We start from the raw sequence: 14,772 nt of genomic DNA on the forward strand, positions 1-14,772 counted from the left end.
TTTCAGCAGATCCGATCCTCCTCTATCGGGCTTGCTTGACACCCGCGCCACGGGCCCTCTAGAACCGCCAAGCCGGCTAGCACTCGAGCTAATGAAGTGCCAGCCGCCGGTTTACGCGCGGTTCTGCGCGACCTCCCCAACAAGCCCTACGGAGTTCAAATTTCCCATGACGTTTCGTCCCCTGCACGATCGCGTTGTCGTCAAGCGCGTAGACAGCGAGACCAAGACCTCGGGCGGCATCATCATCCCGGATACGGCCGCCGAAAAGCCCCAGCAGGGTGAAGTGCTCGCGGTTGGTCCCGGATCCCGCGACGAAACCGGCAAGCTCGTACCGCTCGACATCAAGAAGGGCGACAAGGTTCTGTTCGGCAAGTGGAGCGGCACCGAGGTCAAAATCGACGGCGCCGACGTGCTGATCATGAAGGAAAGCGACATCCTGGGCGTCATCGAGAAGTAAGCCCAGAAAGCAATCGCCTGTTTTCGACGGAGACCTCGAACGCGCGGCCTCCGTCGACTGCTTTCTGCTCCATCCCAATTCTCTTCATCCATTGGAGTTTGCCATCATGGCTGCCAAAGACGTTCGCTTTTCCGCCGAGGCCCGCGACAAGATCCTGCGCGGCGTCGATATTCTCGCCAATGCCGTCAAGGTAACGCTCGGCCCCAAGGGCCGTAATGTCGTGATCGAGCGCAGCTTCGGCGCGCCCCGCACCACCAAGGACGGCGTCTCCGTCGCCAAGGAGATCGAGCTCGAGGACAGGCTCGAGAACATGGGCGCACAGATGGTCCGTGAAGCCGCACAGAAGACCAACGATCTCGCCGGCGACGGCACGACCACGGCTTGCGTGCTGACGCAGGCCATCGTGCGTGAAGGCCTGAAGGCGGTTGCCGCCGGCATGAACCCGATGGATCTCAAGCGCGGCATCGAGAAGGCTGTCGCTCAGGTCGTCGAGGAGATCGGCAAGAAGTCCAAGAAGGTCAAGAACTCGTCCGAGATCGCGCAGGTCGGCACCATCTCCGCCAACGGCGAGAGAGCGATCGGCGAGATGATCGCGGAAGCGATGCAGAAGGTCGGCAACGAAGGTGTCATCACGGTCGAAGAGGCCAAGAGCCTCGAGACCGAACTCGATGTCGTCGAGGGCATGCAGTTCGACCGCGGCTACCTCTCGCCCTACTTCATCACCAACGCCGACAAGATGATCGCAGAGCTCGACGAGCCCTACATCCTGATCCACGAGAAGAAGCTTTCGAGCCTGCAGTCGCTGCTGCCGGTGCTCGAGGCCGTCGTTCAGACCGGCAAGCCGCTGCTCATCATCGCCGAAGAGGTCGAGGGCGAGGCACTGGCTACCCTCGTCGTCAACAAGCTGCGTGGCGGTCTCAAGATCGCGGCCGTCAAGGCTCCGGGCTTCGGCGATCGCCGCAAGGCCATGCTCGAGGACATCGCCGTTCTCACGCGCGGGCAGACGATCAGCGAAGACCTCGGCATCAAGCTCGAGAACGTCACGCTCGACCTGCTCGGCCGCGCCAAGCGCGTGACGATCACCAAGGAAAACACCGTCATCGTCGATGGCGCCGGCAAGAAGAAGGAAATCGAAGCCCGCGTCAGCCAGATCAAGGCTCAGATCGAGGAAACTTCGTCCGACTACGATCGTGAGAAGCTGCAGGAGCGTCTCGCGAAGCTTGCTGGCGGCGTTGCCGTCATCAAGGTCGGCGGCGTCACCGAGGTCGAGGTCAAGGAGCGCAAGGATCGCGTCGACGACGCGCTCAACGCGACCCGCGCTGCCGTTGAAGAAGGTGTCGTTCCGGGCGGCGGCGTCGCTCTCCTCAAGGCTTCGAACGCCATCACGGTCAAGGGCGACAACGAGGATCAGAACGCGGGCATCGCGATCGTGCGCAAGGCGCTCCAGGCTCCGATCCGGCAGATCGCAGAGAACGCCGGCACCGAGGGCTCGATCGTCGTCGGCCGCGTGCTGGAAGCAAAGGGCGCGAACTTCGGCTACGACGCGCAGGCCGACGAGTACGGCGACCTGATCGAGAAGGGCATCATCGACCCCGCCAAGGTCGTGCGCACCGCTCTGCAGGATGCCGCTTCGATCGCTGCTCTCCTGATCACGACGGAGGCTGCCATCGCCGAAGCGCCGAAGAAGGACGCTGCTCCTTCGCATGGTCCGGCCGGCGGCGGCTTCGACATGTAAGCGGGTCGGCAATCGCTAGACAAAAAAGAAGGGCGCGGGAACAATCCCCGCGCCCTTTCTCGTTTGCGCCTCTGTTTCTTGTCTGATCAGGGCAGCGTGTAGACGGTCAGCGTGCCGCCGAGGTCGGTATAGGACTTGAGGCCCGCATAGTTGCCGACGGCTCCCGCGCCATCGTTGGGCTTGTCGAGGCCAGCAGCGAGACCGATGCCTGCCCAACCGCCGATGCCGGAAAACAGCCCGATGTACTGCTTGCCGTTGTGGGCATAGGTGAAGACGTTGCCGATCGAGCCGGACGGCAAGCGATGCTTGAACAGCTCCGTGCCATCCGCCTGATCGCGGCATTTGAAATAGCCTTCGAGCGAGCCGTAACAGGCGAGACCGCCGGCGGTCGTCAGCATCCCAGACCAGACCGAGAACGGCTCCTCGATGGTTTTGACAATGCTGCCGGAGGCGGCGTCGTAGATCGTGAAACGGCCAGTGCTCGATTTGCCCTCGGGCGGAAAGAGCTGCAGCGTGGCGCCCACGTATGGCTGCCCCGGCGTGTAGGTGACCTTGAACGGCTCCATGTCCATGCAGACGCTGTTGGCCGGGATGTAGAAATGGCCGGTCAAGGGCGAGTAGGACGCGGGCTGTTCGTTCTTGAAGCCGAGCGCTCCCGGGCAGATGTACTTGGTGATCTCGTCGGGCCCATTCAGGAACGTCGATTTCCCGGCGACGACCTTTGGGCGGCCGTAATCCGGCGCCTGCTTGTCCAGGACCACGCCTGTCGACCAGTTGAGATCGTTGTCGTAGGGCTTCGCGACCAACGGCTCACCCGTTGCGCGATCGAGCGTGTAGGCGAAGCCATTGCGGTCAAAGTGCACGAGCACGTTCCGCTTGGCGCCGCCGATCGCCATGTCGTCGACCAGGATCATCTCGTTGACGCCGTCATAGTCCCACTCGTCGAACGGCGTCATCTGATAGGCCCAAGCCGCGATGCCGGTATCGGGACTGCGCGCGAAGATGGTCATCGACCACTTCTGATCGATCGGCTTGCCGTCGGGACCGGCTCGCTGCGACGGGTTCCAAGTCGAGGGGTTTCCGGTTCCGTAGTAGACGAGATCGAGCGCGGGATCGTACGAAAACCAGCCCCAGGTCGAGCCCCCGCCGATCTTCCATTGATCACCGGTCCAGGTCTTGAGCGAGCTGTCCTTGCCGACGGGTTTTCCGAGCGACAATGTTTTCTGCGGATCGACCAGGATGTCAGCGTCGGGGCCTGTCGAATAGGCGCGCCAAAGCCGTTTGCCATCCACAATGCTGTAGGCGGTCACGTGGCAGCGAACCCCGTGATCGGCACCCGAGACCCCCACGATCACCTTGTCCTTGACGACGATCGGTGCGCCGGTTCCGGTCTCGGCGATCTTCGGATTGCCGTTCGAGACCTTCCACCTCTCCTTGCCCGTTTGCGCATCCAGGGCCACCAGCGACGCATCGTTCTGATACAGGAAGATCGTGTTATTCGCGTATTGAAGGCCGCGATTGACAGTGTCGCAGCACATCACCGAGAGCACGAACGGATCCTGCTTCGGCGTGTACTTCCAAAGGATGTGCTGCTCATTGTCGAGGTCGAGCGCGAACACGTTGTTGGGGAACGGCGTGTGAAGATACATCACACTTCCGACGACGAGAGGCGATCCCTCATGACCGCGCAGGACGCCGGTCGAGAACTGCCACGCCACCTTGAGATGCTTGACGTTCGACGTGTTGATCTCGTCGAGTTTTGAAAACCTTTGCGCGGTGTAGTCTCCCTGCTGCATCGCCCAGTTGGCCGAATTGCGCGTCTGCTCAGCAACCGTTTCGTTGGCCGAAGCCGGCGGCGCAAAAAACGCCACCGCGAGTGCGAGCACGCTTGCGAGAGATCCGACGTGCATTCGGCGTTCCTCTTTCAGCCAGAAGCGCGAACACGCGCCACGCGACGCGGCATCCTGCATCGGTTTCCGGCGATGTTCTGTTCGGCAAGTTGCCGCGCTCCGACTGGCCTCCCTCAAACAGAGACGCCCGCGACTACGATGCTGCGGGCGTTCTTCTCGAGGCGGCTGGACGCCTTCAAGGCGTGGCGCATTCGACTTTAGATCAGCCCCATTGGGCGGCGCGCGCCGAAGAAACCGAAATCCGCCTTTCGAATTCCGCCGCAGCAGCAGGGCGGCCGAACAAAAAGCCTTGCAGATAGGAGCATCCCGCGCGGCCGAGCATCAAGGCCTGCGCTTCCGTCTCGACGCCTTCGGCCAGAAGCCCGACGCCGAGAGCCTTCGCAATCTCGTTGATCGCGCTCACGATGGCGCGGGCCCGGCTGTCGCTCACGACATCACAGGTGAGCGAGCGGTCGAGCTTGATCGCGTGGATCGGCAGATGCCTCAGATAGCCGATGCTCGAATATCCACTGCCGAAATCGTCGAGCGCGATGCGTACTCCGCGCGTGGTGAGATCTTCCAGAAGCGTGCCGATGGTCTTGAGATCGGACAGCAGCGCGTCCTCTGTGATCTCGAGCTGTAGCGCCCGGTATGGAAATCCGGTTTCCGCGAGGATGCTTTCCACATCCTGGACCAGCGAGCCGATCTTGAACTGCGACGGCGATACGTTGACCGACAAATACTCGATCCGACCCTGTTCGATCCAAGGACACGCCGTCGTGCAACTCGTCCGCAGGATCCCGCGAAAGAGATCGCGCATCAGGCCACATTCTTCGAGGACGTTCATGAAGGACGCAGGCTGCAGCACCGAGCCGTCCGGCAACCGCCATCGCGCAAGCACCTCGGCGGCGACCGGCGCGCCAGTCAAAACTTCCATGATCGGCTGGTACCAAGGCTCGATGGAGCCATCTCGCACGGCCGTTCGCAACGCGTGCTCCAGCGTCTGACGCCGGCGGACTTCCTCGTTCATGGTGGGGCTGAATGCGGTGAATGCCGCGCGGCCGCCGGCTTTCGAACGATAGAGCGCGATGTCGGCGAAGCGCTGCAGATCGGTGACGTTGCCTGCGTCGTCCGGAAAGACGGCAAATCCGATCGAGCAAGACGCCGACAGAATGCGGTTGCGATAGTGCAGCGGCTTCTCGAATTCGCCCATGATGCGCTCTGCCACGCATTCGACGTCGCGCGCGCTTTCGACATAGTTGCAGATCACGGCAAATTCGTCGCCGCCGAGACGAGCGACGACGTCGTGTCCGCGAACAGACTTCTTGATATGGGCCGCGGCGTGTTGAAGGAAGGCGTCGCCCGCGTCGTGGCCAACCGTATCGTTGATCTCCTTGAAGCGATCGAGGTCGATCAGCAGCAAGGCGAACTTGCTATTGCCATCGTGCCATCTGTCGATCGCCTCGCACAGAAGGCGCACGAAGCATGTCCGGTTGGCGAGGCCCGTCAGGTAATCTCGCTCCGCGAGCTTGACCGCCTGCTCCCTGGCATCGACCAGCTCGCGTGTGCGTTCCTCGACGCGCTCCTCAAGGCCGGCGGCAAGCGATTTCAGCTGCTGGTTTGCGAGATAGAGCTCACGGGATTTCTGTTCGAGCAGCTTCTCAGCCGCAATGCGCGCGTTGCGTTCCCTCTCCGCGCGCCGCTCGAGGCGGTGGATCAGATCGTTCGGGAGATCCTTGGAGGAAGGGGCGTCCATTAAAAATGTGCCTTACGCATGCGTGATCGAGAATCTGACGAAGGCGTCGCCTGCGTCCTCTCGGCGCTCTTGGCTGACGGCGATGGGCTCGCGGTAAAGGTCGGACGCGCCCTTGATCAATCCCTCGGCGAGCGAAGCCAGCGGCTTGCAACTGCGGTAGTCGAGTTCGAGGTGGTCGTTCGTGCGCGCGTGAGTGGCGAAGGCCGGAAGCTCAGCGTCGGGATAAAGCTTATGGACTTCGACGTGGATGTGTCCGTTCACGCTTTCCAGGAAATCGAACAGGCAGGTCTTGTTCTGAAAGAACTCCGGATAGAGATGCGCGAAGCGTCCGCACAGGTGCCGGCCGAAACCACACAGCAGATCGGGCACCTTTATTCCGGCGCGCTTCGAGAGCGCTCCGACCAGCCCAATCATCTCTTGGTAGTCGTAGGTGCCAACGGCGGTATACGCCCCGCCATGAGGAAAACTGCAGTCGTCGAGAATGTCATCGACCATGTCGCGCCCTAACGTTGCAGCGACATAGTCAAGAAACTCTGTGAACACGATCCCCTTCATTTGACCACCCCGCTGCGTCAGTTCTCAGGCTGACAACGAGGTATGTGTTTTCGGTTAAAGGACGGGATACCAAGCGCTTTTTGCGTTATTTTGACGCTTTCCCATCCGCGCTTCGGTCTAAGCTTGATAAGGTTTTCCTATCGGGTCCATCCGTCGAATATATTTGCGCTTATCGTTCGGCTCCGTTAGTTGTCTGGAACATCTCTAAACAGGTGGTCCTCCATGCCCAAGACGATGCTCACAAACTCGAACGGCGCGCCGGTCGCGGATAGAAAGTGTCCGCCGTGCGCAGCCTCCCGTGGCGCAACTCGCATCCAGGCCAGCTAGCCGCGATCGGTGAGTTCCTCGGCGCCGCAGATATCCCGAAGCTCCACAACGCGAAGGTGCGGATGAGACCCAACCCGGCGACGCCGGGTCGGCCTATGCGCCAAGCGCGCCGCGCTCCCACGCTCACGAATTTCACGCCGAGGATCCAATCGGATCTCGGAACAGCTCGAACAGACTTACGAACACGATCGGAGAAAAACATGGACGCTAAGACTGACGACAAAGGCCCAGCCAAGTGCCCGGTGGCGCATGGGACCGGCGGCACCCAGAACCGTGACTGGTGGCCAAACCAGTTGCGCGTCGACCTTCTCACCCAGCATTCGTCCAAATCCGATCCGCTCGGCCAGACCTTCAACTACCGTGAAGAATTCAAGAAGCTCGACTACGAGGCGCTGAAGAACGATCTGCGCAAGCTGATGACCGAGTCGCAGGATTGGTGGCCCGCCGATTTCGGCCACTACGGCCCGCAGTTCATCCGCATGTCCTGGCACAGCGCCGGCACCTACCGCGTGGGCGATGGCCGTGGCGGCGGCGGCCGCGGCCAGCAGCGCTTCGCTCCGCTCAACAGCTGGCCCGACAACGTCAACATCGACAAGTCGCGCCGCCTGCTGTGGCCGATCAAGCAGAAGTACGGACAGCAGATTTCCTGGGCGGATCTCATGATCCTCACCGGCAACGTCGCGCTCGAGACGATGGGCTTCCGTACCTTCGGCTTCGCGGGCGGCCGCGAGGACGTCTGGGAGCCTGATCAGGACGTCTACTGGGGCCGGGAGACGACCTGGCTCGCCCCCAGCAAAAATCCGAACAGCCGTTATTCCGGCGAGCGCGATCTGGAAAACCCGCTCGCGGCCGTGCAGATGGGCCTGATCTACGTCAACCCGGAGGGTCCGGACGGCAATCCCGATCCGTTGGCGGCAGCAAAGGACATCCGCGAGACGTTCAAGCGCATGGCGATGAATGACGAAGAGACCGTCGCGCTCATCGCCGGCGGCCACACCTTCGGCAAGACGCATGGCGCGGCAGCCGAATCCCACAAGGGAGCGGACCCCGAAGCGGCAGATCTCGAGGCGCAAGGTTTCGGCTGGACAAGCAGCTACGGCACCGGCCATGGCGCCGACGCCATCGGCAGCGGTCTCGACGTCACCTGGACGCAAACCCCGGCGCAGTGGAGCAACTCGTTCTTCGAGAACCTGTTCAAATTCGAATGGGTGCTGGAGAAGTCTCCGGCCGGTGCCAACCAGTGGGTCGCGAAGGACGCCGAGGCTGTCATCCCCGACGCCCATGACCCGTCGAAGAAGCGCAAGCCGACCATGCTGACCACCGATCTGTCGCTGCGTTTCGACCCGGCGTATGAAAAGATTTCTCGGCGCTTCCTGCAAAATCCGCAGGCCTTTGCCGAGGCGTTTGCCCGCGCCTGGTTCAAGCTGACCCATCGCGACCTCGGCCCGCGCTCGCGCTATCTGGGACCGGAAGTGCCGAAGGAAGAGCTGATCTGGCAGGATCCGGTGCCGCCCGTCGATCATCCGCTGATCGACGACGCAGACGCCGCCGCTCTCAAGGCCAAGGTGCTGGCTTCGGGCCTCACCGTCTCCGAACTCGTTGGCACCGGCTGGGCCTCGGCCTCGACCTTCCGCGGTGGCGACAAGCGGGGCGGCGCCAACGGCGCTCGCGTCCGTCTCGCCCCGCAGAAGGATTGGGACGTCAACCAGCCCGAGCAGCTCGGCAAGGTGCTCAAGGTGCTGGAGCGCATCCAGTTCGAGTTCAACCAGGGTCAGAGCGGCGGCAAGAAAGTTTCGCTCGCCGACGTGATCGTGCTCGCGGGCAATGCCGGTGTCGAGCAAGCGGCGAAGGCGGCCGGTCACAACGTGACGGTGCCGTTCGCGCCGGGCCGCACGGACGCCTCGCAGGCGCAGACCGACGTGGAGTCCTTCTCGTACCTCGAGCCAGTCGCAGACGGCTTCCGCAACTACCAGAAGGCCCGATACGCTGTGCCCGCAGAGGCTCTGCTGATCGACAAGGCGCAGCTTCTGACGCTTACCGCGCCGGAACTGACGGTGCTGATCGGCGGACTGCGTGCGATCAACATCAACGCGGACGGGTCCACGCACGGCATCCTGACCGACAAGCCGGGTGCGCTCACCAACGACTTCTTCGTGAACCTCCTCGACATGAGCACGGAGTGGAAGGCTGCTTCCGATGCCAAGGACGTGTTCGAGGGACGCGATCGCAAGACGGGTGATGTCAAGTGGACCGGCACGCGCGTCGATCTCGTGTTCGGCTCGAACTCGGTGCTACGCGCTCTGGCCGAGGTGTACGCCGGCGCGGACGCGAAAGAAAAGTTCGTGACAGACTTCGTCGCGGCCTGGGCCAAGGTGACGAACGCCGATCGCTTCGATCTCGCCTGATCGGCGGCACGAGACTGTTCTGAAAAATTGGGGCGGCGTTTCAATCTGATTGAAACGCCGCCCTTCGTTTGCGCACCCGACAGCTTCCCGACGCGCGGACAGCCACCACAGCATACGTAAGACCCCGTACGCACTTTCCGCAGCTCATTCCGTGTGCCTACCTTTTCTCTAATGATTGCAAGCCGTTCGTTGCATCCCCGCAACATATAACATTACTATTTGTGTCGACATTTCCGGCGCCCTCGGATTAGTTGACAATTATAGTAATGTTTACGGGGGTAGACGTGAGCACCATTCGATTGACGATTTCAACGCTGGCACTGGCGGTTGCCGCCGGCTGGACGCAGCACGCCATCGCGCAGGAGTCGCCGACGCCGCAGCCACCCGCAGCTGCGACAGAGGAGATCACCGAGCTTCCGGGCCTCGTCGTCGAGGCGCCCGCCAAGCGCAACATCAAGAAAGAGAAGTTGCGCAGAAGCGCGCCTCAGGGAGGCAGCCAGCCCGCAGCCCTCGAGCAGCAGGTCGTGGAAGGCGAGAAAGTTGTTCGCACAATCCGCGATACTCAGACCAGCGTCGCCGTCGTCACCGGCCAGGACATCTCCGAGCGTCAGATCCGCGATCTGGACGAAGCGATTGGTCAAGCCGCAAACGTCGTCACAACGCAGGATCCAAATGCGGGCTTCGCAGTACGTGGCTTAAACGCGGAGGGCTTGACAGGCCTGCAACATATCTCAGGCGTTCCGGCAATCGGCGTCGTCGTGGATGGCGTTACGCAGAATCCGGATGCGGTGCGTCGCGGTGCACGCGGGCTATGGGACACTGAGCAGGTAGAAGTGCTGCGTGGACCGCAATCGACGCTGCAGGGACGCAACGCGATCGGCGGCACTGTCATCGTCAAGACCAACGATCCGACGTACAAGCTGGGCGGTGTCGTCGAGGGCACGATTGGCACCAATGATCTCTATGGCGCAGGGTTTGTCCTCAACGCTCCGATCGTCGCAGGGCAGTCGGCTTTCCGCATCTCGGGCTACAAAACCGAACGTGACCGGGGAATCGACTACGCTGATCCCGAGAACAAGGACATGGGTATCGACGCCTACGATACGCTGCGCGGAAAACTCTTGATCGAGCCCGACAGCCTGCCGGGCTTCAGCGCGCTATTCACCGCCTCGCGCACGCACGATGCGCCGGGCAGCGGCATCGTTTCCGGCCCCAATTTCCTTGATCGCGAACTCAATTACACGTCTTCGTTCACGGACTTCCGGGAAGGGACCGTCGAGAACTACGCTGCCGACCTCTCCTATGAATTGAGCCGGGGCCTCACGCTTCGCAGCGTGACCGGGTACGCGGATACCATTTCAGAGATCTACACGGCTGCGGGCGCCGAACTCATCCGCAACGGCGACAATGTCTCGGGGTCGGATTTTACGCAGGACTTGCGGCTCGAGATCGACAATCAGGGCAACGGGCTTTCCGGCGTGCTCGGCCTCTTCTACGGCAAGTTCGAGCGCTCCGCGTTCAACGATACATCGCTCCACATCCCGTTCCTGGAGGGAATTCCTGACGTTGCCGCGCTTCTTGGGGGCGCATCGCTGCCGGATATCACCTTACCGTATCAGAACGGAACGGCTGGGATGGAGACCACCACCATTGCGGCCTATGCCGACCTTCGCTACCGGTGGGATCGCTGGGTCTTCAATGCCGGTGGCCGGTTGTTGAGGGATGAGATCAAGTCGAACGAGAACGGGGTTGGTATGAATGCCTTCAACTGGCTCTACGACTATTTTGGATTTCCCTACTTGGGAGACGTCTACTCAACTACCAATACCAATTCGAACGCGACGTTTAACGAGTTTCTCCCGAAGGCCGGCATCTCGTATGATCTTACGGACAACCAGACGATCGGCGTATCGTACAACAAGGGCTACCGGACGGGTTTCCAGCAGTGGATCGCGCTCCCTCCCCCGGTTGGCGGGTTCCGCAGCTCGACCGTTTCTCCCGAGTATCTCAATGCCTATGAGCTGTCTTATCGCTCTAACTGGCTGAATAAGACGCTCGAGTTCAACTCCAATTTCTTCTACTACGACTACAAGGACCAGCAGGTCACGGTGCTCGACAACGTCTATCGCGTGAGTGAGATCCTGAACGCGGGCTCGTCGCACGCCTACGGTGCAGAGTTCGAGGCACGTTGGCGTCCGATCCCGCCGCTGCAGCTGTTCGCCTCTCTCGGCCTGCTTCAGACTAAGTTCGACGACTTCGTGCGGGGACCGGGCCAGGACTTTTCTGGCAACGAGTATCCAGATGCGCCAGGCTACACATTCGCGGCAGGTGCACTGTACAAGTCCGCTGAAGGTTGGTTCGTAGGCGCGAACGTGCGCCACATCGACGGCTACCAAAGCACGGGAGATGTCGACAACAGCCCAACGCAGTACGTAGATAGCTATACGGTTGTCGACGCGCGAGCAGGCTGGGAGTGGGAGAACTACACGCTCACGGTGTTCGCCAAGAACCTGTTCGACGAGAAATATCTCACGGCCGTGGAAAGGAACGACAGTCCTCCGCTCTCGCCCGGCTACGGCATGATTGGCGACGAGCGCCAGTTCGGCCTGACGCTGAGGGCGGAGTACTGAGGTCCACGAAAGCAAACAATCGAATCCCGGCCTCTCACGAGGCCGGGATTTTCTATTCTGCGGCGTCCTTCGAGATGAAGCCGCCGGACTGGCGGGCCCACAAGCTGGCGTAGAGCCCGCCCTTGCGCAGAAGCTCGGCGTGGTTGCCCTGCTCGACGATGCGGCCTTCGTCCATGATGACCAGACGATCCATCGCTGCGATCGTCGAAAGGCGATGGGCGATGGCGATCACGGTCTTGCCCGCCATCAACTCCTCGAGGCTTTCCTGAATTGCCGCCTCGACCTCACTGTCGAGTGCGCTGGTTGCTTCGTCGAGCACGAGGATCGGCGCGTTCTTCAAGAGAACGCGTGCGATGGCGATGCGCTGGCGCTGACCACCCGACAGCTTCACGCCCCGCTCGCCGACGTGGGCTGCGTAGCCGGTGCGTCCGTTCATATCCTCGAGTCCCTGGATGAACTCGTGCGCGTGGGCGCGCTTGGCGGCAGCAATGGCCTGCGGTTCGCCGGCCTCGGGACGACCGTAGAGGATGTTGTCCAGCACCGAGCGATGCAGGAGCGAGGTGTCCTGCGTCACGAGACCGATGTTGGCGCGCAGGCTCTCCTGCTTGACCTCCGAGATGTCCTGGCCGTCGATCAGGATGCGGCCTGCCTCCACGTCGTAGAAGCGGAGCAGAAGGTTGACGAGCGTCGATTTACCGGCACCCGATCGGCCCACGATGCCGACCTTCTCGCCCGGCGCAATGGTGAGCGAGATGTTCTCCAGAACGCTCTTCACCTTGCCGTAGTGGAAGCGGACGTCATCGAAGCGGATCTCGCCCTTCGGGACGACGAGCGCGCGCGCATCGGGACGGTCGACGACCTCGTAGTCGCGCGAGATCGTCTGCATGCCCTCGTGCACGACGCCGATGTTCTCGAAGATGCCGGCGACCGTAAACAGGATCCAGCCCGACATGGCGATGATGCGGATGGAAAGCGTCATGGCGACGGTGATGGCGCCCATGCTGACGGCGTCGTGGCTCCAAAGCCAAAGCGCGAGACCGGCGATGGACACCAGCAACGCGCCGTTCAGCGTATAGAGCACGAACTCCATGACAGTGAGGTTGCGCAGCGACGCCTGGTGGCGTTCGAGATGCGCCTGCATGGCTTCCCTGGCATAAGCTTCCTCGCGCTCGGCGTGGGCGAAAAGCTTCACCGTCAGGATGTTGGTGAAGCTGTCCACGACGCGCCCGGTGAGCCAGGAACGCGCCTCCGAGGCCTCCGTCGAGAGCTTCTGGATGCGCGGCACGAATATGCGGATGACGACGCCATAGAGCGCGATCCAGGCAAGAAGCGGCAGCACGAGGCGCGCATCCGCCTCCCAGAATATGATGAGGGCGCCGACGACGTGCACGGCCATGTACCAGATGGCGTCCACGCCCTGCACGACGGAATCGCGCAGCGACGCGCCGGTCTGCATGATGCGGGTCGAGATGCGGCCGGCAAAATCGTTCTGGAAGAAGGCCAGCGATTGGCGCAGCACATACGTGTGCGTCTGCCAGCGGATGCGCGTCGTCACCGACGGGGTGATCATCTGGTTCTTGACGAAATCATGGATGGTCGACGCCGCAGGCCGTGCCACCACCGCCACGAGCGCCATGACCACCAGCGTCGTCGCGTTTTCGGAAAAGAAGGCTTGCGGCGTGCTGGCGGCGCGCATCATGTCGACGAGATTGCCGACAAAGGCCATCAGCAAGACCTCGATCAGCGATCCGAAGAAGCCGATCACGAGCAGCACGGCGAACGGGCGCCAGACCGGCTTGATGTAGTACCAGTAAAACGCCGCGACGTTCGCGGGCGGACGGCCTTCCGGCGCCGGTGCGAACGGGTCTATTCGGGTCTCAAACCAACGAAACATCGGGCTCTTTCTAGCTATTCAAACGATTTTGTCGCGAGCCCGCAGCCGCTCTCCGTGGCGCAAACCCCTTCTCGTTTCTCCTGGATCGGGGTATGCGCTAACCGGCATTCATGCCCAAACGATGACACCCCCTCCGTATCCCCTCACATGGGCCACGCTTAAGGAAAAGACAACCATGGCCGACACGGCTCCCGACATCGAAACGAGGAAATCCGCGGCCGAGGCGTGGTTCCAGACGCTCCGGGACGAGATCTGCGCGAGCTTCGAAAGACTCGAGGCTGATCTTCCCGAAACGGCCCAGCTGGGCACGGAGCCGGCCGGCCGCTTCGTCCAGACGCCCTGGGAGCGCACCGACCATACCGGGGCGCCGGGCGGCGGGGGCAAGATGAGCGTGATGAAGGGGCGCGTCTTCGAGAAGGTCGGCGTGCACACGTCCACGGTGTTCGGCGAATTCGCGCCCGAGTTCCGCAAGCAGATCCCCGGGACGGAGGAAGACCCCCGCTTTTGGGCCTCGGGCATTTCGCTCATTGCCCATCCCCAGAACCCGAACGTGCCGGCCGTGCACATGAACACGCGCATGGTAGTGACCAGCAAGTGGTGGTTCGGCGGCGGCGCGGATCTCACGCCGGTTCTCGAACGGCGGCGCAAGGAGGAGGATGCCGACAGCCTCGCGTTCCACGCCACCATGTATGGCGCGTGCGCTGCGCACGAGGCGATCGCCGACTATCAGAAGCTTCGCAAATGGTGCGACGACTACTTCTATCTTCCGCACCGCAAGGAAGCGCGCGGGATCGGCGGCATCTTCTACGATTACCTGACACCAACCGAGGAGCAGGGCGGCTGGGACGCTGCGCTCGCGTTCACGCAGGACGTAGGCCGTGCGTTCCAGCGCGTCTATCCGATGCTGGTGCGCGGCAACTACACGATGCCTTGGACGGAGGCAGACCGCGAGGAGCAGCTGATCCGGCGCGGGCGCTACGTGGAGTACAACCTGCTCTACGACCGTGGCACCGTGTTCGGGCTCAAGACCGGCGGGAACGTGGACAGCATCCTGTCGTCCTTGCCACCGGTGGTGAAGTGGCCGTGACGTTCTGATCCCGCACGCACTCAGCTCCCAAACGTGT

At 62.1% G+C, this 14,772-nt stretch carries 9 protein-coding genes; 5 read left to right on the plus strand and 4 right to left on the minus strand.

Annotated elements, in window-relative coordinates:
* The first annotated feature begins 166 nt into the window (after positions 1 to 166).
* Together RCO24_RS03440 and groL are read left to right on the plus strand one after the other, a co-directional pair.
* Positions 167 to 457, plus strand: a complete 291-nt coding sequence (locus tag RCO24_RS03440) for a co-chaperone GroES (protein WP_308959999.1) — start codon at positions 167 to 169, stop codon at positions 455 to 457.
* Positions 458 to 563: 106 nt separating this feature from the next.
* The gene (groL, locus tag RCO24_RS03445; protein ID WP_308960000.1) at positions 564 to 2,192 is read left to right on the plus strand and encodes a chaperonin GroEL; all 1,629 of its coding nucleotides are present in this window, start codon (positions 564 to 566) and stop codon (positions 2,190 to 2,192) included.
* Positions 2,193 to 2,278: 86 nt separating this feature from the next.
* Here the strand turns inward: groL and RCO24_RS03450 are convergent, their stop codons facing one another.
* From RCO24_RS03450 to RCO24_RS03460, 3 genes are all read right to left on the minus strand, one after another.
* Positions 2,279 to 4,102 (minus strand): PQQ-dependent dehydrogenase, methanol/ethanol family, encoded by a 1,824-nt coding sequence (locus RCO24_RS03450; RefSeq protein WP_308960001.1) that lies wholly within the window; start codon positions 4,100 to 4,102, stop codon positions 2,279 to 2,281.
* A gap of 202 nt (positions 4,103 to 4,304) precedes the next feature.
* Entirely contained in the window at positions 4,305 to 5,837 is a 1,533-nt protein-coding gene (locus RCO24_RS03455) for an EAL domain-containing protein (protein ID WP_308960002.1), read from the minus strand.
* 12 nt (positions 5,838 to 5,849) lie between these two features.
* A complete protein-coding gene (locus RCO24_RS03460) occupies positions 5,850 to 6,392 on the minus strand; it encodes a heme NO-binding domain-containing protein (protein ID WP_308960003.1) in 543 nt (180 codons plus the stop codon).
* A 527-nt stretch (positions 6,393 to 6,919) separates the two neighbouring features.
* On the opposite strand from RCO24_RS03460, the gene katG reads away from it, so the two are divergent.
* Both katG and RCO24_RS03470 read left to right on the plus strand, forming a co-directional pair.
* Entirely contained in the window at positions 6,920 to 9,124 is a 2,205-nt protein-coding gene (katG, locus tag RCO24_RS03465; RefSeq protein WP_308960004.1) for a catalase/peroxidase HPI, read from the plus strand.
* Between the two features lie 284 nt (positions 9,125 to 9,408).
* On the plus strand, positions 9,409 to 11,754 hold the full coding sequence (locus tag RCO24_RS03470; protein WP_308960005.1) for a TonB-dependent receptor: 2,346 nt from the start codon (positions 9,409 to 9,411) through the stop codon (positions 11,752 to 11,754).
* A 52-nt stretch (positions 11,755 to 11,806) separates the two neighbouring features.
* Here RCO24_RS03470 and RCO24_RS03475 read toward each other — a convergent pair whose 3' ends face one another.
* Positions 11,807 to 13,648 carry an ABC transporter ATP-binding protein gene (locus RCO24_RS03475; protein ID WP_308960006.1) on the minus strand — a complete coding sequence of 614 codons (1,842 nt, stop codon included), beginning with the start codon at positions 13,646 to 13,648 and terminating at the stop codon, positions 11,807 to 11,809.
* 175 nt (positions 13,649 to 13,823) lie between these two features.
* On the opposite strand from RCO24_RS03475, the gene hemF reads away from it, so the two are divergent.
* Entirely contained in the window at positions 13,824 to 14,735 is a 912-nt protein-coding gene (hemF, locus tag RCO24_RS03480) for an oxygen-dependent coproporphyrinogen oxidase (RefSeq protein WP_308960007.1), read from the plus strand.
* The last annotated feature ends 37 nt before the right edge of the window (positions 14,736 to 14,772 follow it).

The organism is Hyphomicrobium sp. LHD-15, from assembly GCF_031157355.1.
GTDB lineage: Bacteria > Pseudomonadota > Alphaproteobacteria > Rhizobiales > Hyphomicrobiaceae > Hyphomicrobium_C.